We start from the raw sequence: 25,634 nt of genomic DNA, 5'->3' as shown, positions 1-25,634 counted from the left end.
GGAGCCCCCGCCGTCAGGACCGGATGAGGTCCGACGGCGGGGGCTCCGCGAGGTGCTTCCCGGTAGGCGGTCAGCCGCCCGCGCTCGGGCTGCCGCTCGGCGACGGCGGCGGTGCGCTACCGCTCGGCGTACCGGCCGGGTTGACCGCCTGCTGTGCCTGCTGGAACGCGGTGAGCGCCTCGTCCAGAGCCTTGAGCGCGCGGCCGTACCGCTCGAAGTCACCGGACGTCTGCGCGGCCCGGACCTCGGTGATGGCGGTCTGCACCCGCTCGGCCGCGACGGCCAGATCGCCGGTCAGCGGCGGTTCCTCGCCACCGGGCGTGGGCGGCGTCGTGGGCGTCGTCGTGGGTGACGGCGTCGTCGGGTTACCCCCGGTGGTCGGAGGCGGCGTCGCCTGCCCGGCCCGCTTACCCTGGTCGACCAACTGTTTGATGCCGTCGTTGATGTTGTCGGCGAGCGCCACGAACGAGCCGCCGTCACCGTAGGAGAGCAGCACCTTCTGCAACAGGGGGTACGCGTCCTGCTGGTTGCTCTTCACATAGACCGGCTCCACGTAGAGCATGCCGTCGGCGAAGGGCAGCGAGAGCAGGTTGCCGTAATGCACCTGCGCCTGGTTGCTGGAGAGCAGGTTGAGCTGCTGACGGATGTTCGCGTTGTTGGTCATCTGCTGGTGCACCTGCACCGGGCCGGAGATCCGGGTCTGGTCCGGCAGCTCCAACACCTCCAGCCGGGGCTTCCCGTCGACGTACGACCCGGAGATCAGCGCGGCCAGGTTCTGCCTGCCGTTCGGGGTGACCGCGGAGGTGAGCTGGAACCGAGGGCTCTCCTGCCCCGGGAACTGGGTGAACAGGTAGTACGGGGGCTGCTTCTGGCCGCTGTCCGGGGCGTCCGGCACGTTGGGCACCTGCCAGAAGTCCTGTGCGGAGTAGAAGTCGCCCGGGTTGGTCACATGGAACTTGGTGAGCAGGTTGCGCTGCACCTTGAACATGTCCGCCGGGTAGCGCAGGTGCTCGCTCAGCTCGACCGGGATGTCCGCCTTCGGCAGGATCAGGTCGCCGCCGAACGCCTTGTTCCATGCCTTGAGCACCGGGTCGGTGTCGTCGTACTCGTAGAGCTTCACCGTGCCGTCGTACGCGTCGACGGTGGCCTTCACCGAGTTGCGCATGTAGTTGACGTTCTCCCGGGCCAGCTGGAAGGTGCCCCGGTTGGTCAGCTCGTCGGTCGTCTCGGTCTGGAGGTTGACCCGCTCGGCGTACGGGTAGGTGGCCGCCGTGGTGTAGCCGTCGACGATCCACTGCACCCGACCGTCCACGACCGCCGGGTACGGGTCGCCGTCCAGGGTGAGGAACGGCGCGACCTTCTCCACCCGGTCCCGCGGGTTACGCACGTAGAGCAGCTTGGAGTCCTCGTTGACCGCCTCGGAGAGCAGGAAGTTCGTCTCCTGCTCCTTGATGGCGTACAGCAGCCGCCGGGCGAAGGAGCCGATCTCGACGCCGCCCTCACCGGTGTAGGTGTAGGACTCGCCGCCACCCTCACCGACCGGCCGGTCGAACTCGGCCTTCTTGTTCGGGTCGGACTGGCCGACGATCGCGTAGTCGTCGGCCGCCATCCGCTCGCCGTAGTAGATGCGCGGCTGCTTGGCCGGGATCTGCTCGGTCTGCGAGGAGCACGCCTCCTGGGTGCGCTCGCCGAGGAAACCGGAGACGAAGAACGGCTGCCCGCCGCAGACCACCTGGTTGGCCGGGGCGGCCACCAGCCCGAACCCATGGGTGTAGACGGTGTGCCGGTTGATCCAGGTGTTCTGCTGGTCGGTCAGCTCGCCATAGTTGATCTCTCGGACGCCGACCACGTAGTCGGAGACCTTCCCGTTCACCCCATAGCGGTCGATGTCCAGCTTGGGGCCGAAGTCGTAGAAGCCACGCACCTGCTGGAGCTGGGTGTACGTCTCGCTGACCAGCTGCGGGTCGAGCAGCCGCACGTTCGACACGACCGAGGTGTCGGTGGCCAGGCTCGCCGGTGGGTTGAGGTTGCTCGCCGCGTACGGGGTCGTCTCGGTGGCCCCCAGCCCGAACGCCGCCCGGGTCGCGTCGATGCTGCGCTGGATGTACGGCGCTTCCTTGTCCTTGAGGCTCGGCTTGACCTCGAAGGTCTGCACCGCCCAGGGGTAGATGCCGCCGATGGCCACCGCGGAGACACCGAGCAGGGCGAGCGAGATGCCCGGCCAGACCAGGTTCCGCATCCAGGCGTTGGAGAACACAATGATCGCGATGGCCACCACGATCGAGATGTACGCCAGGATCTCCTTCGCCGGCAGCAACGCGTTGACGTCGGCGTAGCCAGCGCCGTACAGCCTGGCGCCCTCGTTGTACTCCAGCAGCATCGCCCGCCGGTCCAGCACGTACGCGACGGCCTTGAGCAGCACGAAGGCCGCCACCAGGCTGCTCAGGTGAGCGCGTGCCGCGTTGGTCATGCGGTCCCCGACACCCTGGAGGCGGACCCCGCCGAAGAGGTAGTGCACCGCCAGCGCGCCGATCAGAGCCAACACCACTGCGGTGAAGCCGACGCCGAGCAGGTAACGCCAGAACGGCAGCTGGAAGACGTAGAAGCCGATGTCCACCCCGAACTCCGGGTCCTTGACCCCGAAGTCGCCACCGTTGCGGAAGAGCAGCCACTGGTTCCACCGACTCTGTGCCGACAGGCCGGCGAAGAGGCCAATCACGACGGCGGTCAGCGCGATCCAGGTGCCGAGGCGCGGGCTGAGCACCATCCGGTAGCGTTCCAGGGCGGCCTGCTCGACCGAGTGCGGGCGCAACCGCGGGCGCAGCCGGTGGGCCAGCCACAGGTTGCCGGCGACGATCACGGCCATGCCGAGACCGATGGCGAGGAAGAGCAGCAGCCGGGTGAACAGCACACCGGTGAAGACCTCGGTGTAGCGGACCTCATCGAACCAGAGCCAGTCCGTCCAGGCCTGAACACCCCAGCCCAGCAGGGTGAAGAGCACGAAGACCCCCACCAGGACGGCGATGGTGACGCGTCCGCGCCTACTCATCTTCGGTAGGGGGGTGCTGCTACGCATTACCACTGTTGGCTCCGCACGCTCGATGTGATCGGCTCCGACCAGGCACCCAGAGTACGGGGTGTTCCTGAACGTGTCCGGACACGGTCACGAGCGTCAGCAGCGGGTCGGCTGGCCCCCCGAGCGCAGCGTCTCCAGCGCGGTCATCGCCTCGTCCAGCGACCCCACCCGCAGCAGCGGCAGATCGGGCTGCGGATTGCGGACCGCCTCGGCGCAGTTGTCCGCCGGCACCAGGAACACCTTGGCCCCGGCGCGCTTCGCGCCAACCAACTTCTGGGCGATCCCGCCGATCGGGCCGACCGTGCCCTCGTCGTCGATGGTGCCGGTGCCGGCGATGATCTTGCCGCCGGTGAGGTCGGCCGGGGTCAACTTGTCCACGATGCCCAGGGCGAACATCAGCCCGGCGCTCGGGCCGCCGATGTCACCCAGGTCGATGCTGAGCGTGAACGGGTGCGGCTGCTGCTGGTCGATCTCGACGCCGATCCGCGGCCGGCCGTCCTGCTCACGGCTGGTCACCGTCGCGGTGGCCGGCGCGCCGTCGCGGGTGTAGCCGATGGTCAGGGCCGTACCGGCCGGCTTGGCCCGGATCAGCTCGGTGAGCTTCGGGGCCACCGGCACCGGCTGGCCGTCGACAGAGGTGACCACGTCGCCGACCTTCAGCAACCCGGCGGACGGGCCGTCCGCCGCCACCGTCTTGACCACCACCTGCACCGGGAAGCCCAACTCACGCAACGCGGCGGTCTCGGCGCTGCTCTGCGACACCTTGAAATCCTCGGCGTTGCGCTGCTCGACCTGCTCCGTCGACTCCCCCGGCGGGTACACCAACTCGCGCGGCACCACCGCCTCGTCGTCGGAGAACCAGCCGGCGATCGCCGATCGCAGCCGCACGGTGGGCTGCACCCCCACCGTCGTCAGCCGGAGCTGACCGGCGGACGTGGAGGTCTCCCGTCCGGTGACCTGGATGACCTCCTTACCGTCGGCCGTACCGAGGGTGTTGACCGTCGGGCCCGGGCCGAGCACCACGTACGGGATCGGCACCCGGAGCACCCCGACGCTCAGCAGAGCGGTGAACAGGGCACCGAGCAGGACCGTCAGGCCACGACGTCTCATGCGGCAGAGCGTACCGATCGCCCGGGGCCGGGCTGCCGGATGCGCCACGCGACTTCGCCCTCAGCGCAACGCCAGGGGCGGCTACCTGGGGCTCGGCCCGCGTACCGTAGACGTCGTGCCTGATATTCCGTTCGGTTTCGCGCTCCCGGGTGGGCAACCACCAGACCCCAACGATCCCGCGCAGATGCAGCAGTTCATGTCGCAGTTGCAGCACCTGCTCTCCGCGCCGGGCAGCGGGCCGGTCAACTGGGACCTGGCTCGGCAGGTAGCAGCCAGCCAGCTCGCCGCCGCCGGCGACCCGGCGGTGTCGCCGTACGAGCGCAACGCCGTCGAGGAGGCATTGCGCCTGGCCGACCTGTGGTTGGAGCCGGCGTCGTCGTGGCCGACGGGCATCCAGACCCCGGTGGCCTGGAACCGCAATGAGTGGATCTTCAAGACGCTGGACGTGTGGCGCAAGCTCTGCGACCCGGTGGCCAGCCGGATGGTCGCCGCGATGGGCGACCTGGTGCCACCGGAGGCCCGCGCCCAGCTCGGCCCCATGCAGTCGATGGTGGCGACCCTCGGTGGCGCCCTCTTCGGCGGCCAGTTGGGGCAGGCCCTCGGCTCGCTCGCCGCCGAGGTGCTCTCCGCCGGCGACATCGGGCTGCCGCTCGGCCCGGCCGGCACGGCCGCGCTGATCCCGGCCAACATCCGCGCGTACGGCGAGGGCCTGGAGCTGCCCGAGGACGAGGTACGCCTCTACGTGGCGCTGCGTGAAGCCGCCCACCAGCGGCTGTTCCAGCACGTCCCGTGGCTGCGCGGGCACGTGCTCAGCGCGGTGGAGATGTACGCCTCGGGCATCCGGGTCAACCGGGAGGCGATCGAGGAGGCGATGGGCCGGGTCGACCCGACCGACCCGGAGTCGATGCAGGCGATCGCCTTGGAAGGCATTTTCACCCCGGAGGACAGCCCGGCGCAGAAGGCCTCGCTGGCCCGGTTGGAGACCGCGTTGGCCCTGGTCGAGGGCTGGGTGTGCCACGTGGTGGACAGCGCCGCCAGCGACCGCCTGCCCAACGTCGTCCGGCTGGGCGAGGCGTTCCGGCGCCGTCGCGCCGCCGGCGGTCCCGCCGAGCAGACCTTCGCCGCGCTGGTCGGTCTGGAGCTGCGCCCGCGCCGGCTGCGCGAGGCGGCCGCCCTCTGGGCCGCGCTCACCGAGCACCGCGGCATCGCCGGCCGGGACGCCGTCTGGGGTCACCCGGACCTACTCCCGTCCGACGACGACTTCGCCGACCCGGTGGCCTTCGCCATGAACGACATGGACCTGAGCGAGCTGGACAGCTTCGACTTCACCGCTCCCGGCGGTGCGGAGGAGAAGGCCCCGGGCCAGCCCGACGAAACCGACGGCGAGGGCGACGCCAAGTCCTGACGCCTGAGCCGGGGTGCCCGCCGTCGATCTGTGCGGGCACCCGGCCTGGGCTCGGACAGCAGGTCGGCCGCTACTCCGTCACCGCGCGGAGTCGTGGCAGGGTCAGGCGGGTCGGCCCGAGCCCGACAGAAGGGCACGGGTCGCTTCCCAGCCCTCGAAGGCCTCGTCCAGCGTGGCCAGATCAGCCGGGCCGCGTAGCCGTCGCCAGCCGGCGGTGACGACCACGTCGCCGGGTCGAGGGGCACCGGCACGCGCGTCGACCGGCGTCGCAGTGTCCAGGTCCAGTGGGGGCAGCCAGCCCGGCACCGGCAGTCGCACAGCAACCCCGAGCAGGCCCGGGTCGGCACCCTCCGCCGGAGCGACCGCGACCGGTCGGGTGGTGAGCGGGCGCAGCAGCTTGCCGACGGTCAGCGCGGGCAGATTCGGCACGTCACCCGCGAGCACCGCCGCCTGGTCGTAGCCGTCCAGCAGCGCGAACACGGCGTTCGGCGACGGCTCAGCCACCTCGTACACGGCCGTGCCCGGCCACACCAACGCGTCGGCGAGAGCACGATCGGTCGGGGTCACCGCGACCGCGACCTCCACCTCGTTGAGCGTGGCGAGCAGGTCGATGACGTCTTCCGCGAGCGCGGCTCGCCACTCCGCCCGGTCGACGCCGGGCGGCGACCAGTTGACCGGCCCGAGCAACGCCACCACTACCCGTCGTGCCACATTCCGACCCTAGCGCCCTGCCCGCCCACGCGCCGAACCCACCCGGCCCGCCCTCGCGCCGAGCCCGCCCGGCCCGCACCAGCACAGCACCGACCTCGGCTTGCCCTGCCCTGCCCTGCCCTGCCCTGCCCTGCCCTGCCCTGCCCTGCCCTGCCCTGCCCTGCCCTCGGGCGAGCATGATCGACTCCGTATCGGCGACATGGGGGTGTCCCAAGTCGCGGATACCCCCATGTCGGCGAAACGGAGTCGATCACCGAAGACGACCGCCCAGGCGGGGCGTCACCCAAACAGAGTCAGGGCAAAAGGGGCGGCAACAGACGTGGACGCGAGGACTGGCGGGCGGACGGCTGGAGCCAACGGGCCCACGGCGGGGGATCAGCGGGCCGCCGGCGCGAGGAACGGCGCGGACCGGCGGGAACAGCGCGGAACAGCGCGAACCGGCGCGGAACGGCGAGAGATCAGCGGGCCGACAGCGAGGTCAGCCGCCGACGGCGCGAGGACCAGCGGGGGGCCGGCGGGGCTGGTTGGGCACGGGCTTGCGGATGAGGTCAGGTGGGGACCGGGGCGCAGGAGGCGGCGGCGACACCTTCGAGGTAGCCGCGGGCTCGTTCGGTCCTGGGGTAGCGGCCGACCAGCGCCCAGAAGCGGGCGTTGTGGCTGGGCACGATGAGATGGGCCAGCTCGTGCAGCAGCACGTAGTCGATCACCCACTCGGGCATGTCCTGCACGCGGTGGGAGATCCGGATGCTGCGATCGGCGGGCGTGCAGGAGCCCCAGCGGCCGTTCTGGTTGGTGACCCACCGGACGCTGGCGGGCACCGCCTTCTCGCCGTACCCGCTGAGGTAGAGGTCGATCAGGCGGGTGGCCCGGGCTACCAGCTCGGCGTCGGAGCGGGCCAGCCGACCCTCGCGGGCGGCGAGCCGGGCCAACATCCGGTCGACCCACTCGCTCTCCTCGGCCCGGGAGAACTGGTCCGGAATGAGGACGACGACCCGCTCACCATCACGGTACGCAGACACCGTGCGTCGCCGGCGCTGGCTGCGCCGTACCTCGACGACCGGCTTACGCGTCCCCGCCATCACTGGCTCGCGCAGCCTCGGCTACGTGTCACGAAGGAAAGCTAATGCGTACTGACCAGGGGTCCGCAAGAGTCAACCACCCGACACGCGCCCAGAAAATGGCGATTGGTCGCCCGGCGTCCCGAAAATTTCTTGGCCAGGCCGTCGTCAGGCCATCTCGTCACCCTTGGTGAACACCGATGGCGACGCCGCGCGCCTCCCTCCACCGTAGGTGATCATCGTGCTCCGCAGTGCCGCGGGGGCACTCGCACGGGTGTCTGTGAGGGTTTGGTCGGCGTGTCCCCGCCAAACTGACTTATCCGACCTTATTCGCCATGCACACTCTCGACGTCGACTTGCTCACAGGCCGATGCACAGCTGACATGGAACCGCCCAGACCTGGGTAGGGTCCGCGGACCAGCGGTCACGAAGGTGGCTGCGAATGAGACCCAGCGCCGGCGCCCCGCGTGGCCCGCCGCCGGGCACCCCGCCGGGACGGCATTGACCGGCGGACGAGACGAGGAGGGGCACCGTGGCCGACCAGGCCCAGAGCTACAACGGTTACTGCGTGAAGTGCAAGGAGAAGCGGGACTTCGAGGGGCACGTGGAGGTCTCGAAGACCGGGATGAACATGGCCAAGGGCAAGTGTCCGGTATGCGGCACAACAGTGAACCGCATCCTCGGCAAGGCGAAGGTCTGACCGTACGGGTCAACGGGGGGCGGGGTGGCTCGATGGTCACCCCGCCCCCCGTTGCCGTACCGGCAGGGATCCTGTCGGGTGACCGACACCCCTACCGGCGGGTTGTGGATAACCCGGCAAATCCTGTGGACAGCGCTGGACACAGGCCCGGCCATCTGTGGACAACGATCGACTGAGCGCAGGGGCTCGGTCACGATTCGTCATCATGAGTCGTACCGCACTGCCCCGCCCCATGCTGCTTCCCGGCCTCAGCCGGCTCTGGCGGGACCGGCACACCCTCCAGCTCGGCATCGGCCCCGGGCCCGCCGTGCTGCTGGAGCTGGCCAACCCGCGCGCCGCCCACCTGCTCGACCTCCTGGACGGCACCCGCAGCGAACGCACCGTGCTGACCCACGCGAGCACGGCCCGCGTCACCGCCGACGACGCTCGTACCCTGCTCGACGCCCTCCGCGCGGCGGGCCTCCTGGTGCCCGCGCACAGCCTGCTCCCCCGCGACCTTGCCGGGCCGGTCCGTGCCCGACTCGCCGCCGAGGCCGGCGCGTTGGCCCTGGTCGCGGCCCGACTTCCGGGCACTCCCGCGCAGGTCCTGCGTCGACGGCAGGCGGCCCGGGTGCTGCTCGCCGGGGCCGGAGCGTTCGGCGGGCCGCTGGCGGTTGCGCTGGCCCAGTCCGGCGTCGGGCAGGTGATCCCGCAGCTCACCGGCTCGGTACGCCCGGTCGACCTGGTCGGCACCGGCATCCCGACGACCGAGTTGGGCCATCCGCTGGCCGGGGCGGTCCGGGCCGCGATCGACCGCGTCGCGCCGGGCACCGGCACCCACCCGGTCCGGGCCACGCGGGTGGACCTGGTGATCCAGCTCGGCGCGGACCGCCCGCCCGCGCTGCTCGCCGCCGGCCTTGCCCAGCGTCGTCAGCCGCACCTGCTGGTCACCCTCCGCGAGGGCGTACCGGTCATCGGGCCCCTGGTCCGCCCGCCTGCCGGGCCGTGCCTGCACTGCATCGAGCTGCACCGGACCGACCGTGACCCGGTGTGGCCCCGGCTCGCCGCCCAACTCGCCGCGGCCGACCCCGTTGCCGCCGGCGCGACCGGCACCCTGCTCGCGGCCACCGGGTACGCGTTGTCCGAGGTGCTGGCGCACCTCGATGGCGGCAGCCCGGAGACGCTGGGCGGCGCTGTGGAGATCACCGGCGCGGGCCGCTTCCGCCGCCGGGGCTGGCCGCCGCACCCGGCGTGTGGGTGCTCGCGGGGCCGGCTGTCGGCACCAGCCCGGCCGCAGAGCAGCAGCGGGGCCCTCCGGTCGGTAACAATGGCCGAGTGACCGACATCCCGCGCCGGGCCGTGTCCCGGACCGCCAAGCTCGCCGCTCTGCCGCTCGGCTTCGCCGGTCGGACCGTCCTCGGCATGGGTAAGCGCGTCACAGGGCTCGCCTCCGACGTGATCTCCGCGGAGATCCAGCAGCGCACCGCCGAGCAGCTGTTCAGCGTGTTGGGCCAGCTCAAGGGCGGGGCGATGAAGTTCGGCCAGGCGCTGTCGGTCTTCGAGGCGGCGCTGCCGGAGGAGATCGCCGCGCCCTACCGGCAGGCGCTGACCAAGCTTCAGGAGGCCGCCCCGCCGCTGCCGGCCGCCAGCGTGCACAAGGTGCTGGCCGAGCAGCTCGGGCCGGACTGGCGCGACCGGTTCGTCGAGTTCAACGACACCCCGGCCGCGGCGGCCAGCATCGGCCAGGTGCACCGGGCGCGGTGGCGGGAGCCGGGGTACGACCCGTCGGGCGAGCCGAACAGCCGCGACGTGGCCGTCAAGATCCAATATCCGGGAGCGGGCGACGCGCTGCTCACCGACCTCAAACAACTCTCCCGCCTGGGCGGGATGTTCCGGGCCATCCAACCCGGCCTGGACGTCAAGCCGCTCCTGGTCGAGCTGCGCGAGCGGATCACCGAGGAGTTGGACTACGAGCTGGAAGCCGAGTCGCAGCGCACCTTCGCCGCGGCGTACGCCGACGACCCGGAGATCTTCATCCCGGAGGTGGTGTCGGCGTCGCCCCGGGTGCTGGTCACCGAATGGGTGACGGGCACCCCGCTGGCCGACATCATCCGCGACGGCAGCGAGGAGCAGCGGGACGAGGCCGGTCGGCTGATGGCGACGCTGCACCTCTCCGCGCCGCAGCGGGCCGGTCTGCTGCACGCCGACCCGCACCCGGGCAACTTCCGGCTGCTGCCCGACGGCCGACTCGGGGTGATCGACTTCGGTGCGGTGGCCCGCATGCCGGGCGGAACGCCGGAGCCGATCGGCCGCATCGCCGGGCGTGCACTGCGCGGCGACGCCGACGGGGTGGTGGAGGGGCTACGGTCCGAGGGGTTCATCGGCTCCGCCGACCAGATCGACGCCGAGGGGGTGCTCGACTTCCTTCGCCCGATGTTGGAGCCCATCGCAGCTGACGGATTCCGGTTCACCCGGGCCTGGCTGCGGGGCGAGGCGACCCGCCTGGCCAGCCCCCGCTCCCCCACGTACCAGTTGAGCCGGCAGCTCAACCTGCCGCCGTCGTACCTGCTCATCCACCGGGTGACGCTGGGGTCGATCGGGGTGCTCTGCCAGTTGGAGGCGAAGGCCCCGTACCGGAGCATCCTGGAGCGCTGGTTGCCCGGCTTCGCGCCGGTCGCCTGAACGTCGCGAAGGGCGGGTGCCGATTGGCACCCGCCCTTCTGCGTGGGGTGGTACTAGAGAATGCCCAGGTCGCGGGCCGCCTGGTTGCGGCTGTTCATGGCGACGGTACGGGCGGATCGGGTTGCCTCAGTGCTCGTGGTGGTACGACCGGCCTGAGGCCGCCGCATTCGAGCCCGGGACAACGCTTCGTGGAGTAGTTGCATCTCGAAGGCTCCAGTCGGAACGTTCAACATCGTCGTCTCTCTAACTGCCGATGTGGCACCGGCGTAGTTGGTACTGGTCGGGAACATGTCAGGCTGCCAGCCGGACCGCGCCACGCGCCTCGGAGAGCCCACTGGCCTCCAAGCGCGCCTCGGCCTCGACCCGAAGTGCGGCGTCACGAGCGACGTCCTCCTTACGCGGACGGCCACGGGGCCGCTTGCGCGGAACGACCGCGCCACGCTCGAAGATCTCGCCGCCCCAGACGCCCCACGGCTCCGCACGCTCCACCGCTCCGGCCAGGCACTCGACGCGCAGCGGGCAGTCCCCGCAGAGCGACTTGGCCAGCTCGAGCTCGGCAGGCGAGTCGGAAAACCACAGGTCGGGGTCGAACTTCCGACAGGGCAGGTTCGCCTCCATCTCGACGGTTAAGTCGACGGGGGCCAACGCCAGACTCATCGCCCGGTCACCTCTCTCTCACACTTCGATCTCGTGGATCGCATTCCGACGTACTTCGGCGGGGCAAAAAAACTAAGGCCGCGGATCCCGGTATGCGGGTTCCGCGGCCTCAAGGTGAGCCGGTGTCTGATGGTCAGACCGGTCTACCTCGAGGTGGAACGCCGCGGATATCCATGCGCTTCTTGGCGACCTGGATGCCCTTGCCCGTGAAGCCACTGGTCCCCTCGACTCCGGTGGCCGGTGCAACGGTCAGGTTCAGCTCGGCCTGAACCTGGTGCACCTGCGGAACCGACGGTCGCGTGGCCGCGAGGGCCACCCAGACAGCCGACAGCGGAGCGTGGACAGACGGCATCGCCGCCAGACGCTCATAGGTGAAGATCTCCACGGGTGCCACCTCCCTCACGTTCCTCGAATCGACTGGACCGACCCCTTGAGCAGCCGGAATGGCGCCGCTCGCGTGGTGTGTTCTGAGGCTATTCCTCGCCCGGGGGCGAGGGCAAACGAATTTACGACGAGATTTCGAAAGTTTTCTCTGGGCAGACGTCGTCCACCCCCGCGCCCCCCACGAGGGCCAGCACCGACTCGCCGTAGAGGCCCAATTTTCGGGGGCCGATGCCGGCGATGGCGATCAACTCCTCCGGTCGGCCGGGACGTCGCTCGGCCAGCGCGACAAGCGTGGCGTCGGTGAAGACCACGTACGCCGGGACCTTCTGCGCGCCGGCCACCCGCTGCCGCCACTCGCGTAGCCGTTCGTGCAGCTCATCGTCGATATCGGAGGGACAGGTGGGGCAGCGACCGAGCTTGCGGTCCGGGCCGGCGAGCAGGGTGGCGCCGCAGATCCGGCAGGACACGATCTGCGTCCGGCGCCGCTCCGGGCGACGCGCCGGGCCGGTGCCGGCAGAGGCCCGCTCGGTTCCGCCGGAGCGGTCCAGTTGGGGCAGGAACCGCGACGGCCGCCGGGCCCGACCGCCCGGCGAGCGGGCGGCGGCGTACGACAGCCAGAGCCACTCCCGAGCCCGGGTGATCCCCACGTAGAGCAGTCGGCGCTCCTCCTCGACCTGCTCGACGGTCTTGGCGTACGTGGTGGGCAGGGTTCCCTCGGCGAGGCCGACCAGGAAGACGGCGTCCCACTCCAGCCCCTTGGCCGAGTGCAGCGACGCGAGGGTGACCCCGTCCACCGTCGGTACGTGCTGTTGGGCGGCCCGGCGGGCCAGTTCCTCGTTGAAGTCGGTGAGGGTGACCGGGCGCTCCACCGACGCCGCCTCGCCGATCGGCACCACCTCGGGGCTGGCCGCGTACTCCTCGGCGAGCTGGACCAGCGCGGCGAGCGCCTCCCAACGCTCCCGGGCGGCACCCCCGGCCGGAGGCGAGTCGGGGGCCCAGCCGACCGCGGTGAGCGCCTCGACGACGGCGGCCGGCAGCGGGGTCTCGCCCGGAATCGAGCGGGTGGCGGCGCGCAGCGCGACCATCGCCTGGCGCACCTCCGTCCGCTCGAAGAAGCGCTCGGCGCCCTGCACCACGTACGGCACCGCGGCCTCGGTGAGCGCCTTCTCGTACGCCTCGGACTGCGCGTTGATCCGGAACAGCACGGCGATCTCCTTGGCCGGCGTGCCCGCGTCGATCAGCGACCGGCAGCGGGCGGCCACCGCGTTCGCCTCGGCCGGCTCGTCGGTGAAGATCCGCAGGTCGGGTTCGGGGCCGGCCGGGCGCTGCCCGCTCAGCTCCAGCCGCAGTCGCGCCTCGGTGCCACGGGCCTGGGAGATCACCGCGTTGGCCAGCCCCACCACCTGCGGGGTGGAGCGGTAGTCGCGGACCAGCCGGACCACGGTGGCGCCCCGGTGTCGGCGCGGAAAGTCGACCAGGTACGCCGAGGTCGCCCCGGTGAACGAGTAGATGGTCTGGCTGGCGTCGCCGACCACGGTCAGGTCGTTGCGGCCGGCCAGCCAGGCGTCCAGCAACCGCTGCTGGAGTGGGTTGACGTCCTGGTACTCGTCGACCACGAAGTGCCGGTACTGGGTGCGGATCTGCTCGCCGACGTCCGGGTGCTCCTCGATGCCCCACACCGCGGCACGCAGCATGTCCTCGAAGTCGATCACCCCGTTGGAGCGCTTGAGCTGCTCGTACGCGGTGAACACCTCGGCGACCTTCGCCGGCTCGTGCGGCGTGTCGCGCAGCGCGCGGGCCGCCGACACCACGTAATCCCCGGGCTCGACCAGCGACGACTTGGCCCACTCGATCTCGCCGGCCAGGTCCCGTGCGGCGGCCCGGTCGGTGCGCAGGCCGACCCGGGCGGCGGCGAGGGTGACCAGCCGCACCTTGCTGTCCAGCAGCTCGGGCATGGCCCGCCCGGCCAGCAACCGGGGGGCGAAGTAGCGCACCTGGCGCAGCGCCGCCGCGTGGAACGTCCGCGCCTGCACACCACCGACCCCGAGCACGGTGAGTCGACTTCGCATCTCGGCGGCGGCCCGGGCGGTGAAGGTGACGGCGAGCACGTGCCGGGGGGATATCTCACCGGAGAGTGCCCGATGGGCGATCCGGGAGGTGATCGCGCGGGTCTTGCCGGTGCCGGCACCGGCGAGGATGCAGACCGGGCCGGCGGGTGCGGTCACCGCGGAGCGTTGCTCAGGGTCCAGCCCGGCAAGTACGCGTTCCGACGCTGAGTGAACCACCACAACCAGGAATCATCTCAGCTCCTCCGGATGTTGTAGCGGACAGCCTCGGCTTGATCCGCAAGCCGGCGGCTGGAGGAGTTGGAGGGTCCGACCATGCTGACGATGTATTCCACCCCCTGGTGCGGCTACTGCCACCGGCTGAAGTCGCAGCTCGACCGGGAGGGCATCGGGTACGAGGTGGTCGACATCGAGGAGGACCCGAAGGCCGCGGAGTTCGTGATGAGCGTCAACGGCGGCAACCAGACGGTGCCGACGTTGCGCTTCGCCGACGGCAGCGCCCTGACCAATCCCTCGATCACCCAGGTCAAGCAGCACCTGGCGACCCTCACCGCCTGACCGGCCGAGTCGCCTCTTCCTGAACGGCCGCCCCACCCGGGCGGCCGTTCGTCGTGCCCGGCGCCGGTCACCGCCGGGGCGTACGGGGGGTTCCCGTCGCCACCGGCTGGTCGATCTCGACCTCGGCCGGGCGGCGGGGCGCCGGAATTGACGGGTTCGTCGGCGAGGTGGGCGGCAGGGGCGGACGTGCTCCGGCCGGCGCGCTCAGGTGCCGACCCCGCCACAGGTAGGCGCCCGCCGCGAGGGTGGCCACCCCGACGAGCACGAACAGCGTCCGGTAGTCCAGGACGCCGACCAGCAGCGCGCCCACGCCGATGGAGAACGCCTGCGGGCCGCTCACCACCGCCTGGGTCGCCGCGGCGACCCGACCGACAAGCGCCGGCGGGGTACGCCGCTGGATCAGCGTGTGCAGCCCCACCATCGTCAGCGGCAGTGAGATGCCGGCCAGCAACACCGCCGCGAAGGCGAGCCGCAGGTCGGGGTACGCGAGCGCGAGCGCCGCTGGCCCGAAGAAGGCCACGCCGGCAGCCAGCGTGCCGACCTCGCCGAGCCGACGGACCAGCGCCGGTGAGCAGAGCCCGCCGAGCAGCCCACCCACGCCCTGCACGGTGACCAGCACGCCCACGAACGCGGCGTTGCGGTCCAGCCCCTGGTCGACGTAGGCGAAGATCAGCGACTCGCTGAAGCCCATCACCAACGACCCCAGCCCGTAGCCGAGCAGTGCCCGGCGCAGGGCCGGCACACCGGCCAGGTGTCGCAGGCCGGCCCCCAGCTCGGCGGGCCAGCGCAGCCGCAGGGTCGGCGACGCCGGCTGCGGGCTGGGCACCGTGGTCACCACAGCGGCCGCGGTCATGAAGCCGATCATGCCGATCCCGGCCAGCGCCCACCCGCCGAGAGCCGCGTAGAGCGCCGCGCCGGCCAGCGGGCCGATCAGCCGAAGCCCCTGGCGTACGGTCTGCAGCGCGCCGTTCGCCTCGGCCAGCAACTCCACCGGCACGAGTTGTCGGATCAGCCCGCTGAGCGCCGCGCCCAGTGTGATCGACGACAGGCCGTACAGGGCGGCGACCAGGTAGACGAGCCAGATGTCGCCCGCGTCCCGGACCGTGAACAGCGGGGTGAGCAGCGCCGCGGTGGCCAGGTTCGCGCCCACGAAGAAGGGACGGCGCGGGTACCGGTCGACGAACCAGCCGACCAGTGGTGCCAACGTCATCGGGGCGACGACGGCGAAGATGGTGCCGCCGGCGAGCCCGTTGGAGCCGGTCAGATCCTTGACCCAGATCGCGAGCGCGAGCAGCAGGATCGACTCGGCGGTCATGCTGGCCAGCAGACCGCCGAAGAGCAGGCGGAAGTCGGGTCGGCGCAGGACGGTGCGCATGGGGTCCCTCCGGCGGGGATGGCGCGCCCGGGGTGGGCGTGGTCGACGGGGCCGCGACCGCAGGTCCGTCGTCGTCCGGCGTACCCGTGGTCCATTTTTCGCAAGACACGCCCCCGCCGGAACCACCGACGCCGGTCGCGCCGTCCATACTGACTGTGGGGGGCGAATTTCATACAGTTACCGTCGCGTCTGCGGCGGTCGACGGGAAAGAGGACACTGTGCCTCCTGCCGCACCCAGCCCGATCATGCGTCGCCGCAGGTTGGGCCTAGAGCTGCGCCGCCTGCGTGAGGCCGCGGGCCTCACCGGTGACCAGGTCATCGAACGGATCGGTTGGGCGTCCGCGTCCAAGCTGTCCCGGCTGGAGAACGGTCGTAGCCGGCCAGACCCGCAGGACGTCGCCGTTCTGCTCGACCTCTACGGTGCCGACGCGGCCCTGCGCGAGGAGCTGCTCGGAATCGCCGGCGAGGCAGGCGACATGCGGGGCTGGTTGAAGAACTTTCCGGTGATGACGCAGCAGCAGCGCAGCTGGGCCGAGTTGGAGGCGGGCTGCGCGGAGATCTCCGAGTACAACCCGGTGCTGGTGCCCGGCCTGTTGCAGACCGCCGGGTACGCGCAGGTCCGCATCGTCTCGGCCCGCCAGGTGGCCGAGAGCGCCGGCGAACCGAAGCCTGGCGACGAGCCGGAGACCGAGGTGCGTGCGCGGCTGGCCCGCCAGTCGCTGCTGACCCGGGAGCCGCACGCGCCGCGCTACACCGCCGTGCTGGAGGAGGCGGCCCTCGGTCGCCGGGCCGGGCCACCCGAGGTGCTGCACGAGCAACTGCGTCAGCTCTGTGAGCTGGCCCTGCTGCCCAACGTGACGCTGCACGTGCTGCTCCGGGACACCCAGATCGGCGATTGGTACCTTCCGCCGACCGCGTTCTCCCTCTACCGGTTCGCCGATCCGCTCGATCCGGAGACATTGGCCATCGAAGGGGGGTTCACCGACGTCATGTCGACCGAGGCAATCGCGCTAAATCGCTATAAAGTGGTGTTCGAGTGGCTATGCACGGCGGCACTTAACGCCTCGGACACCCTCTCCTGGCTGATCGAGGCGACAGGACGGGTGACCGAGGCGACGCCCCCATCCACAGTGGTGTTCGGCTCGGCAACCGCGCCGGTCCAACGCCGCCGGGCTTCGGGGCGGCTGACGGAACTGTGATCCACAGGGGACCTCCGTCGGGGCGTGCGGCACCACTCGTCCCATCGGATCGGTTCACATCAGGAGCAGAACCATGAACGACATCCACAACACGCCGTCCGTCTCCGCCAACTCGTTGGCGGACGCGCCATGGCGTACGAGCACGCGCAGCCAGACCTCCAACTGCGTGGAGGTCGCCCCGCTGGGCACCGGGCCGTCGGCCGTCGCGCTACGCGACAGCAAGGACCGGGGTGGCCCGGTGCTGCTGTTCAACCGGGCGGGGTGGCTCGACTTCATCGCGGGAACGAAGACAGGTCAGTTCGATCTGGACTGAGCCGTCGATAGGAGACGGGGCCGTCGGCAGCTTGCCGGCGGCCCCGTCGCGTTACCCGCCGCCGACCCGCTGACCAGGCATCCACCGATCGGATGACTCGCAATCAATAGGTGCGTTTCACTTGCTGGGACGAACACGCGGCGTAACATGGCCCTTGAATTCATAGAACTTCCACCGGCTCATCCGTCGCGGTTCATCCGGAGACCCCCATGCGTTTCCTGATCGTTCGCACCGACATCCGCACCGTCGCCGACGGGGACATCGCCGCAGCCTGGGCGGACGGCCACCGACTCCGCGACGAGACGACCACGCCCGAGCCGCGCCGGCAGACCGTGCACGCGGAGGACCGGGACGCCGCGCTACTGCTGGCCCGGGCCCTCTCCACGGTCGGCGCGGTCCGCGCCGGCAGGCAACGGGTCAAGGTCCTCCCGCTCGGCGAGCCCCGACCCGCCTTCCTGCGCCGCCGCACCGGCACCTGACCCACCAGACGTCCGTCGTGGTCGACTCGGCTCCCCCGCCGCGTAACTCGCCCTAACCGACCACGGCGGCCCGTGTTCCCGGCCCGTGACCGTCGCGGCAACGGCGGCCACGGGCCGGGACCGTGCTCACCGACCCGTGTCCACCCAGCCGTCCAACCAGCGGTGGATGAGGAAAAGCGCGATCGACGACGGCGGCGGCAGGATCAGCCGGGCCCCATCACCCACGTCCACGGTCCGCCCGGCCAGCGCCGCACCGACCTCGTCCCGAGAGAACCAGCGGGCGTACGCGATCTCCGACGGGTCGACCCGCACCGGTTCCGTCGGGTCCGCGGTGGCCAGGAAGCCCAGCATCAGCGACCCCGGGAACGGCCATGCCTGGCTGCCGGCGTACCCGATCCGGTCGATCCCGATGCCCACCTCCTCGCGGACCTCACGCAGCACGGCGGCCTCCGCCGACTCCCCCGGCTCGATGTAACCGGCCAGGCAGGAGTAACGCCGACCGCCCGGTGTGCCCGACCAACCGGCGTTGTTGCCGAGCAGGCAGCGGCCGTCCGGCCCGTCGACGCCGTCGTGCACCAGCACGATCATCGCCGGATCGGTACGCGGCCAGATCCGCCCGCCGTTGCGGTCCACCCGGGACCAGCCGGCCTCGTCCATCGCGGTCGGCGCCCCGCTCGTCGCCGAGTAGCCGTGCCGGGTGTGCCAGTTGACCAGCGCGAGCGCGGTGGTGAAGATGCCCGCCTCCCGGTCGGCCAGCAGGTGGCCCACCTCCCGCAGGTTGACCGCCCGGGTGCCGCGGAGCGCCGGCAGCCGCGCGTCGACCGCGAAGACCGGCACCCCGTCCGGCTCGACACCGAGGAACATCGCGGTCGCCTCGGAGCCGGCCGGCACGTCCTCCGCGCCGAACAACACAAGGGCCGGGGGCGACACGTCGGTACGGGCCAGCGTCCGCCCGTCGGTCGAGTCGAGCAGCAGCACCCGACCGCGCAGCCACGCCTCGGTCAGCCACTGCGAGTCGCCGCGCCGGTGCGCGACCCGGTCCAGGGTGGACCGGGCCAGCGGCGGCATCGTCTCCCCGCTCACGCCACGCCCGCCGCAGCCGGTGTGACCGGTCGGCTCACGACTGCACCGGCTCGGTCCGGATCTCGGTCAGCGCGGTCAGCGCGGGGGTGACCCGCTCCGCGTCGCCGAGCACCACGACCGCCGCCCGAGCCGGCGCGAGGTACTGCGCCGCGACCCGCGCGACGTCGTCGACGGTCGCCTTCGCCAACCGGGCCGCGTACTCGGCGAGGAAGTCCAGACGCAGGCCGCTGCCGGCGTACGCGCTGGTCAACGCCGCCAGACCGGCCTGGGTCGACATGCCGAGCTGGAGGGTGCCGAGGGCGTACTGGCGGGCCTGCTCCAGCTCCTCCGGCTTCGGCGGGAGCGACGCCAGCCGGCCCAGCTCGTACGTCGTCTCCAGCAGTGCCGGGCCGGTGACCTCGGTGGCCACCTCGGCGGCGGCGACCAGCACCGACCCGGCCACCGAGTGTTCGATCACCGAGTGCGGGCCGTACGTGTAGCCCTTGTCCTCGCGGATGTTCTCGACCCAGCGGGAGGAGAAGTAACCGCCGAAGATCAGGTTGGCCAGTTGCAGCGAGGCGTGGTCCGGATCGGTGCGCGGCACCGCCGGCAGCGCCACCCGCAGCGAGGACTGCACCGAGCCGGGCCGGTCGACCAGCAGCAGCGGCCCCGGCTCCAGCGGCGGAGTGGCCGCCAGGGTGGCCGTACGCCCAGCGCCGACCCAACCGCCGAGCGCCCGCTCGACCGCGTCCAGGGCCTTCTCCGGCTGCACGTCACCGACCACCACCAACTGCGCGCCGGCCGGATGCACCCGCTCGGCGTGCAGGGTGCGCAGCGCCGCCGGCCGCACGGCGCGGATCTGGCTCGGCTCCGGGGTCTGCGTCGCGTACGGGTGCCGCCCGTAGATCCGCTTCAGCAACGCCTCCCGGGCCAGGTGCGCCGGCTGGCTCTGCGCGACCTGGATCCGATCGATGAGCCGGTCCCGTTCGGTGGCCACCTCGTCGCTGGGGTAGCTGGCGCCGGTCAGCACCTCGGCCATCAGCTCCAGCATCCGGTCCAGACCGGTCACCAGGCCGGCACCCGAGAGCATCAGGCGGTCCGGATCGACCCCCGCGGACAGCCCGCCGCCCACCTTCTGCAGCTCGGCGGCGATCTGCACGCTGGTCATCGACTCGGTGCCGGAGAGCATGGTCTGCGAGAGCATCGCGCCGCGCGCCAGGTGTGCCCGGCCGAACGGCACCCAGAGCCGCAGCTCGACCAGCGGCACCGCCGGCCGACGTACGGCGATCACGGTGAGCCCGTTGCGCAGGGTGCGCTCGGACTGCTTGGGCACCTTGAGCTTGCGGGTGGGGCCGAGCGGAGGCAGCGTACGCGGCCCGGCAGACACGGTCGCGGTCATCGGGCCACCTTCGTTCGCGACTGCGGGGCTCGCAAAACCGGCTCACTCCTCGCGCTCACCACATCACCTTCGTTCGCGACTGCGGGGCTCGCAAAACCGGCTCACTCCTCGCGCTCACCGGGCACCTCCGGGAATGACCTCGATCGTGGCGCGCCGCTCCGGGCGCAGGGTGGCCGCGGCGGCTTGGACCTGCTCCTCGGTCACGTCGCCGACCAGCCGGGGCAGGTCGTTGAGCAGGCCCGGTTCGCCGCGCTGCTGTTCCAGTACGGCCATCTGGAGCGCCCGGCCGAGCACCGCGTCGGTGTCGCGCAGCAGGTGGGTCGCCATCCGGGCCTGAGTCCGGGCCAGCTCGCCGTCGGTCAGCCCGTCGGTGGCCAGCCGGTCCAGCTCCTCGTCGACGGTGCGCAGCACCTTGTCCACGTCGCCGCCCGGCGGCAGGTGCGCCTGGAGCAGCAGCGCGGTGGGGTCGCGCACGTCGAACGGGTCGCCCATGAAGCCGAGGTACCCGCTGAGGCCGGTCACCGAGCGGTCGCGCTGGACCAGCCGCTCCACCAGCCGTGACGCGTCACCATCGGTGAGCACCTCGGCCAGCACGACGTACGGCAGGTAGCCGGCGAAGTCGGTGATCGGGTCGGGCACCCGCCAGGCGCCGGCCACCGCAGGCAGCGGTGCCAGGGCGTCGGTGTACGAGGTGCGCCGCTCGGCGGTCAGGTCGGGCTCGGTGAAGTCGGGCCGCTTCGGCGCCGGACGGGCCGGCACGTCGCCGAAGTGCCGGGTGACCAGCTCGGTCGCCTCGGCCACGTCGATGTCGCCGCTGACCGCCAACACCGCGTTGCCGCTGGCGTAGTAGCGGCGGAAGAAGTCCGCCGCGTCGGCGACGGTGGCCGACTCCAGGTCGTCGAAGGAGCCGTAACCGTCGTGCGCGTTGGGGAACGTGTCGAACATGACCGGCGGGAGGGTCAGCCAGGGGAAGCCACCGTACGGCCGGTTGAGCACGTTGACCCGGATCTCCTCCTTGACCACGTCGACCTGGTTGCGCAGGTTCTCCTCGGTCAGCCGGGGGCCGCGCATCCGGTCCGCCTCCAGGAACAGCGCGCGCTCCAGCGCGTTGCTCGGCAGCGTCTCGAAGTAGTCGGTGTAGTCCAGGTGGGTGGAGCCGTTGAAGGTGCCGCCGGCGCCCTGCACGTGCCGGAAGTGGGCCAGCTTCTCCAGGTTCTCCGAGCCCTGGAACATCAGGTGCTCGAAGAGGTGGGCGAAGCCGGTGCGCCCCTCCGGCTCGGACCGGATGCCGACGTCGTAGACCACCGCCACCCCGATCACCGGGGCACTGCGATCAGGGGTGAGCACCACCCGCAGGCCGTTGTCGAGGGTGAACCGCTCGACCGGATACTTCGTCGCTGGAATTCTGGATCTCCGCGCCGCCACGGGAACGACCCTAGCGCGTCGGCACCCCCGTCATCCGCGACCTCCCCGGAGCAGCCGCTACCGGGGCGGTGAACCGGGGCAGCACCTCGGCGCCGACCCGCTCGGCCTCCTCCCGGTGCGGCCAGCCGGAGAGGATGAATTCGTCGACGCCGAGCGCGGCGTACTCGTCGATCCGGGCCGCCACCTCGGCGTAGCTGCCGACCAGCGCGGTGCCGGCGCCCTCGCGGACCAGGCCGACGCCGGCCCAGAGGTTCGGTGCGACGGTGAGCCCGTCGGTGCGGCCGGCGTTCAACGCGGCCATCCGGGCCTGGCCGACGGAGTCCATCCGGCGGAACCGGGCCTGGGCGGCGGTGATCCGCTCCGGGCTCATCCCGGCCAGCAGCCGGTCCGCCTCGGCCCACGCGTCGGCGCTGGTGGGCCGGGCGATGACGTGCAGCCGCAGGCCGGTGCGCAGGGCGCGGCCATGCTCGGCGGCTAGCGCCCGGATCCGGGTGACCCGGGCCGCGATCGCCGCCGGTGGTTCGCCCCACATCAGGTACGTGTCGGCGTGCCGGGCGGCCACCGTCTCGGCGGCCGGGGACGCGCCGCCGAAGTAGACCGGCGGCGGGTTGGCCAACGGTGTGGCCAGGCCACCGCCGTCGACCCGGTAGTGCGTTCCGGCGTGGTCGAAGGGGCGGCCGGCCCAGGCGCGGCGCAGCACCTCGATGAACTCCCCGGTGCGCGCGTAACGGTCGTCGTGCCCCAGGAAGTCGCCGTACGCGCGCTGCTCGGCCGGGTCGCCGCCGGTCACGATGTTGAGCGCCAGCCGACCACCGGAGATGGCCTGGAACGCCTCGGCCTGCTGGGCGATCAGGGTGGGCAGCGCGAAGCCGGCTCGGACCGCGACCAGCATGCCGAGCCGCTCGGTGTGCTGGGAGACCGCCGCGCAGACGATCCACGGGTCGGGGCAGCCGGCGCCGACGGGGGTGAGGACGGCGGCGAAGCCGTTGGCCTCGGCGGCGCGGCCCACCTCGGCCAGGTACGCCACGGTCGCGGCCCGGTCATGGCGCGCGGCCCCGGCGGTGACGGTGGCGGCGCCGACCTGGTCGCCGTCGCCGGAGGTGGGCAGGAACCAATGGAAGGTCATCGCTCCGGTCACCCGCCTACCCTAGCGAACTGGTAGGAAATGCCGACATATCTGAGACGCGTCTTCCCGCTATGTGGATGGGGCTTGACGCTGCCGCCACCCTGGCCCACTCTTCCTACCAACTAAGTAGGAATACTGCGGATTGGATAGGACGATGAGACGCCTCCCCCTGCGCCGGTTGGTCACCCTGGCCACCCTCGCCGCCGTCGGCACGGCCACCCTGGGCACCGCCGCCGCGTGCGGCGACGACAGCGAGGGCGCGGGCGGCAGCTCCGGCCCAGTGACCCTCCGGCTCGGCTACTTCCCCAACATCACGCACGCGCCGGCGGTGGTCGGCGTGGAGAAGGGCATCTTCGCCGAGAAGCTCGGCGCTGACGTGAAGCTGGAGCCGAAGACGTTCAACGCGGGTCCGGCCGCCATCGAGGCCGTCTTCTCCGGCGCGCTCGACGCGACCTACATCGGCCCGAACCCCACCGTGAACGCGTTCTCCAAGTCCAATGGGGAGGCGGTCCGGGTCGTCTCCGGCGCGGCCTCCGGGGGCGTGGCGCTGGTGGTCAAGCCGGGCATCAACGGAGCGCAGGACCTCAAGGGCAAGAAGATCTCCACCCCCCAGCTGGGTAACACCCAGGACGTGGCGATCCGCTACTGGCTCAAGCAGCAGGGGCTGACCACCACCAAGGAGGGCGGCGGCGACGTCAAGATCGTCCCGCAGGAGAACGCCCAGACGGTGGAGACGTTCAACAGCGGCGCCATCGACGGTGCCTGGGTGCCCGAGCCCTTCGTCTCCCGCCTGATCAACGCCGGCGGCAAGGTGCTGGTCGACGAGCGCGACCTGTGGCCGGACGGGAAGTTCGTCATCACCAACCTGCTGGTCAGCACGAAGTTCCTCAAGGCACACCCGGACGTCGTGCAGAAGCTGGTCGAGGGCCAGGTCGCCGCGAACGAGTTCGTCAACACCAAGCCGGACGAGGCCCAGCAGGCCATCTCCGAAGCGATCGGCAAGATCACCGGTAAGCCGCTGGACCTGAAGCTGATCAAGCAGGCGTGGCCGACGTTGGAGTTCACCAACGACCCGATCCCCTCCTCGCTCAAGGCCGGGCTCGACCACGCCGTCGAGGTCAAGCTGACCGACCCGGTGAACCTCGACGGCCTGTACGACCTGTCGTACCTCAACAAGGCGCTCAAGGCCGCGGGGAAGCCCGAGGTCGTCCAGCCATGACGTCGACCACGACGACGCCGGGAAGCGCGACCACCGCGGTCGCGCTCTCCGGCGTGACCAAGGTGTACGGACGCGGGGAGAGCGCTGTACTGGCCCTCGACGGCGTGTCCCTGGACGTGGCACCCGGTGAGTTCGTCTGCCTGGTCGGCGCCTCCGGCTGCGGCAAGAGCACCCTACTCAACCTGGTCGCCGGCCTGGACCGGCCCAGCGGCGGGCAGATCGACCTGGCCGGCGACATCACCCCTGGGCTGATGTTCCAGGAGCCGGCGCTCTTCCCCTGGCTGACCGTCGACGCCAACGTCGACTTGCCGCTGAAACTGCGCGGCCTGCCCCGGTCCAAGCGACGCGAACGGGTGGCTGAGCTGCTGCGCACGGTGCACCTGGGCGAGTTCGGCCGCAAGCGGCCGCACGAGCTGTCCGGCGGCATGCGGCAGCGGGTAGCGCTCGCCCGCACCCTGGCGCTGGACACGCCGGTGCTGCTGATGGACGAGCCGTTCGGCGCGCTGGACGCCATGACCCGGGACATCCTGCACGACGAGCTGGAACGCATCTGGTCCGAACGCAACCTCTCGGTGCTCTTCGTCACGCACAACGTCCGCGAGGCGGCCCGGCTGGCCGACCGCATCATCCTGCTCTCCAGCCGCCCCGGCCGGATCATCTACTCCACCGAGGTGAACATCCCCCGGCCACGGCGGATCGACTCCCCCGAGGTCGCCGCCATCGCCGCCGACGTCACCGAACGGCTCCGCACGGAGGTGGGCCGCCATGGCCAATGACACCCTGACCAGCACAGCGCGGACCGACGCGCAGATCTCCGGCCTCGACGCGCTGGAGATCGCCGGTCGGGAGCCGGAGGTCTCCCGGGGCAAGCGGATCTGGGCGGCCACCTGGCCCAAGCTGGCCGCGTTGGCCATCGTCATCGCGGCCTGGCAGCTGGTGGTCTGGTCGGGCTGGAAGCCGCCGTACTCGCTGCCCGGCCCACTGGTCGTCGGCCGCGAGCTGGTCAACCAGGCCCAGGGCCCACAGCTCTGGGACGGTCTGGTCACCACGCTGCGACGGGCCGCCCTCGGGTACGTCTTCTCCGTCGCCGTCGGTCTGCTGGTGGGCCTGGCGGTGGCCCGGTTCAAGGTCCTCCGGGCCGCCATCGGCTCGATGATCACCGCGTTGCAGACCATGCCGTCGATCGCCTGGTTCCCGCTGGCCATCCTGCTGTTCGAGCTGAGCGAGAAGGCGATCTTCTTCGTGGTGGTGCTCGGCGCGGCGCCGTCCATCGCCAACGGGGTCATCTCCGGTGTGGACTACGTGCCACCGCTGCTGCAGCGCGCCGGCCGCAACCTGGGTGCCCGAGGGCTCAACCTCTACCGGTACGTGATCGCGCCGGCGGCGCTGCCGGCGATCGTCGCGGGGCTCAAGCAGGGTTGGGCGTTCTCCTGGCGGAGTCTGATGGCCGGCGAACTGCTCGTGGTCGGCATCTCGCAGACCTCGCTCGGCGCCCAGCTCACCTACTCACGCGAGCTGTCCGACGCGCCCTGGCTGCTCTCCACAATGATCGTCATCCTGACGCTCGGCCTGGTGGTGGACGCGGCGTTCGGCGCGGCGGACAAGTCGATCCGTCGGCGCTGGGGCGTACTGGACCAGGCTGGTCAGTGAC

At 71.4% G+C, this 25,634-nt stretch carries 23 protein-coding genes; 11 read left to right on the top strand and 12 right to left on the bottom strand.

Going from position 1 to position 25,634, the window contains the following annotated elements; genetic code table 11:
* Positions 1-70 precede the first annotated feature (70 nt).
* Positions 71-3,076, bottom strand: a complete 3,006-nt coding sequence (locus tag ABZ808_RS18000) for a UPF0182 family protein (RefSeq protein ID WP_357007435.1) — start codon at positions 3,074-3,076, stop codon at positions 71-73.
* A gap of 96 nt (positions 3,077-3,172) precedes the next feature.
* A complete protein-coding gene (locus ABZ808_RS17995) occupies positions 3,173-4,186 on the bottom strand; it encodes a PDZ domain-containing protein (protein ID WP_357007432.1) in 1,014 nt (337 codons plus the stop codon).
* Between the two features lie 115 nt (positions 4,187-4,301).
* Between ABZ808_RS17995 and ABZ808_RS17990 the strand changes: the two genes are divergently transcribed.
* Complete coding sequence (locus tag ABZ808_RS17990; RefSeq protein ID WP_357007430.1) at positions 4,302-5,591, top strand: zinc-dependent metalloprotease; 1,290 nt, start codon at positions 4,302-4,304, stop codon at positions 5,589-5,591.
* Between the two features lie 102 nt (positions 5,592-5,693).
* Here ABZ808_RS17990 and ABZ808_RS17985 read toward each other — a convergent pair whose 3' ends face one another.
* Together ABZ808_RS17985 and ABZ808_RS17980 are read right to left on the bottom strand one after the other, a co-directional pair.
* The gene (locus ABZ808_RS17985) at positions 5,694-6,302 is read right to left on the bottom strand and encodes a hypothetical protein (RefSeq protein ID WP_357007427.1); all 609 of its coding nucleotides are present in this window, start codon (positions 6,300-6,302) and stop codon (positions 5,694-5,696) included.
* Positions 6,303-6,850: 548 nt separating this feature from the next.
* On the bottom strand, positions 6,851-7,381 hold the full coding sequence (locus tag ABZ808_RS17980; RefSeq protein WP_357007424.1) for a M48 family metallopeptidase: 531 nt from the start codon (positions 7,379-7,381) through the stop codon (positions 6,851-6,853).
* Between the two features lie 511 nt (positions 7,382-7,892).
* Here ABZ808_RS17980 and ABZ808_RS17975 point away from each other — a divergent pair.
* From ABZ808_RS17975 to ABZ808_RS17965, 3 genes are all read left to right on the top strand, one after another.
* Entirely contained in the window at positions 7,893-8,060 is a 168-nt protein-coding gene (locus ABZ808_RS17975) for a DUF5679 domain-containing protein (protein WP_167517324.1), read from the top strand.
* A gap of 205 nt (positions 8,061-8,265) precedes the next feature.
* A complete protein-coding gene (locus ABZ808_RS17970) occupies positions 8,266-9,378 on the top strand; it encodes a TOMM precursor leader peptide-binding protein (RefSeq protein ID WP_357007421.1) in 1,113 nt (370 codons plus the stop codon).
* Positions 9,375-10,721 carry an AarF/ABC1/UbiB kinase family protein gene (locus tag ABZ808_RS17965; RefSeq protein ID WP_357007419.1) on the top strand — a complete coding sequence of 449 codons (1,347 nt, stop codon included), beginning with the start codon at positions 9,375-9,377 and terminating at the stop codon, positions 10,719-10,721. Before ABZ808_RS17970 ends, ABZ808_RS17965 begins: the two co-directional genes overlap by 4 nt.
* 291 nt (positions 10,722-11,012) lie before the next feature.
* Here the strand turns inward: ABZ808_RS17965 and ABZ808_RS17960 are convergent, their stop codons facing one another.
* The 3 genes from ABZ808_RS17960 to ABZ808_RS17950 all read right to left on the bottom strand — a co-directional run bounded on the left by ABZ808_RS17960 (position 11,013) and on the right by ABZ808_RS17950 (position 14,050).
* A complete protein-coding gene (locus ABZ808_RS17960) occupies positions 11,013-11,378 on the bottom strand; it encodes a WhiB family transcriptional regulator (RefSeq protein WP_357007417.1) in 366 nt (121 codons plus the stop codon).
* A 133-nt stretch (positions 11,379-11,511) separates the two neighbouring features.
* A complete protein-coding gene (locus tag ABZ808_RS17955; RefSeq protein ID WP_357007414.1) occupies positions 11,512-11,763 on the bottom strand; it encodes a hypothetical protein in 252 nt (83 codons plus the stop codon).
* 121 nt (positions 11,764-11,884) lie between these two features.
* Positions 11,885-14,050: an ATP-dependent DNA helicase UvrD2 gene (locus ABZ808_RS17950; RefSeq protein ID WP_357007411.1), complete on the bottom strand. Its 2,166-nt coding sequence runs from the start codon at positions 14,048-14,050 to the stop codon at positions 11,885-11,887.
* Positions 14,051-14,143: 93 nt separating this feature from the next.
* Between ABZ808_RS17950 and ABZ808_RS17945 the strand changes: the two genes are divergently transcribed.
* Positions 14,144-14,386, top strand: a complete 243-nt coding sequence (locus tag ABZ808_RS17945) for a mycoredoxin (RefSeq protein WP_357007408.1) — start codon at positions 14,144-14,146, stop codon at positions 14,384-14,386.
* 67 nt (positions 14,387-14,453) lie between these two features.
* On the opposite strand, the gene ABZ808_RS17940 is transcribed toward ABZ808_RS17945, so the two are convergent.
* Entirely contained in the window at positions 14,454-15,761 is a 1,308-nt protein-coding gene (locus tag ABZ808_RS17940; RefSeq protein ID WP_357007405.1) for an MFS transporter, read from the bottom strand.
* Between the two features lie 218 nt (positions 15,762-15,979).
* Here ABZ808_RS17940 and ABZ808_RS17935 point away from each other — a divergent pair, with 218 nt between their 5' ends.
* From ABZ808_RS17935 to ABZ808_RS17925, 3 genes are all read left to right on the top strand, one after another.
* On the top strand, positions 15,980-16,960 hold the full coding sequence (locus ABZ808_RS17935; protein WP_357007402.1) for a helix-turn-helix transcriptional regulator: 981 nt from the start codon (positions 15,980-15,982) through the stop codon (positions 16,958-16,960).
* Between the two features lie 73 nt (positions 16,961-17,033).
* Positions 17,034-17,273 carry a DUF397 domain-containing protein gene (locus ABZ808_RS17930; protein WP_357007399.1) on the top strand — a complete coding sequence of 80 codons (240 nt, stop codon included), beginning with the start codon at positions 17,034-17,036 and terminating at the stop codon, positions 17,271-17,273.
* A gap of 209 nt (positions 17,274-17,482) precedes the next feature.
* Positions 17,483-17,752 carry a hypothetical protein gene (locus tag ABZ808_RS17925; RefSeq protein WP_357007396.1) on the top strand — a complete coding sequence of 90 codons (270 nt, stop codon included), beginning with the start codon at positions 17,483-17,485 and terminating at the stop codon, positions 17,750-17,752.
* A 126-nt stretch (positions 17,753-17,878) separates the two neighbouring features.
* On the opposite strand, the gene nudC is transcribed toward ABZ808_RS17925, so the two are convergent.
* The 4 genes from nudC to ABZ808_RS17905 form a co-directional block, all read right to left on the bottom strand.
* Positions 17,879-18,820 carry an NAD(+) diphosphatase gene (nudC, locus tag ABZ808_RS17920; RefSeq protein ID WP_357008194.1) on the bottom strand — a complete coding sequence of 314 codons (942 nt, stop codon included), beginning with the start codon at positions 18,818-18,820 and terminating at the stop codon, positions 17,879-17,881.
* 49 nt (positions 18,821-18,869) lie between these two features.
* Positions 18,870-20,213: a pitrilysin family protein gene (locus ABZ808_RS17915; RefSeq protein ID WP_357007393.1), complete on the bottom strand. Its 1,344-nt coding sequence runs from the start codon at positions 20,211-20,213 to the stop codon at positions 18,870-18,872.
* A 114-nt stretch (positions 20,214-20,327) separates the two neighbouring features.
* Positions 20,328-21,638, bottom strand: a complete 1,311-nt coding sequence (locus ABZ808_RS17910; protein ID WP_357007390.1) for a pitrilysin family protein — start codon at positions 21,636-21,638, stop codon at positions 20,328-20,330.
* A gap of 10 nt (positions 21,639-21,648) precedes the next feature.
* Positions 21,649-22,776, bottom strand: coding sequence for an LLM class flavin-dependent oxidoreductase (locus ABZ808_RS17905; protein ID WP_357007387.1), 1,128 nt, complete (start codon positions 22,774-22,776; stop codon positions 21,649-21,651).
* Between the two features lie 142 nt (positions 22,777-22,918).
* Here ABZ808_RS17905 and ABZ808_RS17900 point away from each other — a divergent pair, with 142 nt between their 5' ends.
* Genes ABZ808_RS17900 through ABZ808_RS17890 form a run of 3 tightly spaced genes read left to right on the top strand, consistent with a single transcriptional unit; the run spans position 22,919 to position 25,633 of the window.
* On the top strand, positions 22,919-23,983 hold the full coding sequence (locus tag ABZ808_RS17900) for an ABC transporter substrate-binding protein (protein WP_357007384.1): 1,065 nt from the start codon (positions 22,919-22,921) through the stop codon (positions 23,981-23,983).
* Positions 23,980-24,759, top strand: coding sequence for an ABC transporter ATP-binding protein (locus tag ABZ808_RS17895; RefSeq protein WP_357007381.1), 780 nt, complete (start codon positions 23,980-23,982; stop codon positions 24,757-24,759). Before ABZ808_RS17900 ends, ABZ808_RS17895 begins: the two co-directional genes overlap by 4 nt.
* Positions 24,749-25,633 carry an ABC transporter permease gene (locus ABZ808_RS17890; protein WP_357007378.1) on the top strand — a complete coding sequence of 295 codons (885 nt, stop codon included), beginning with the start codon at positions 24,749-24,751 and terminating at the stop codon, positions 25,631-25,633. Before ABZ808_RS17895 ends, ABZ808_RS17890 begins: the two co-directional genes overlap by 11 nt.
* Position 25,634 lies beyond the last annotated feature (1 nt).

Source organism: Micromonospora sp. NPDC047527, assembly GCF_040643015.1.
Lineage (GTDB): Bacteria > Actinomycetota > Actinomycetes > Mycobacteriales > Micromonosporaceae > Micromonospora.
This window is presented reverse-complemented; position numbering and strand designations above follow the sequence as displayed.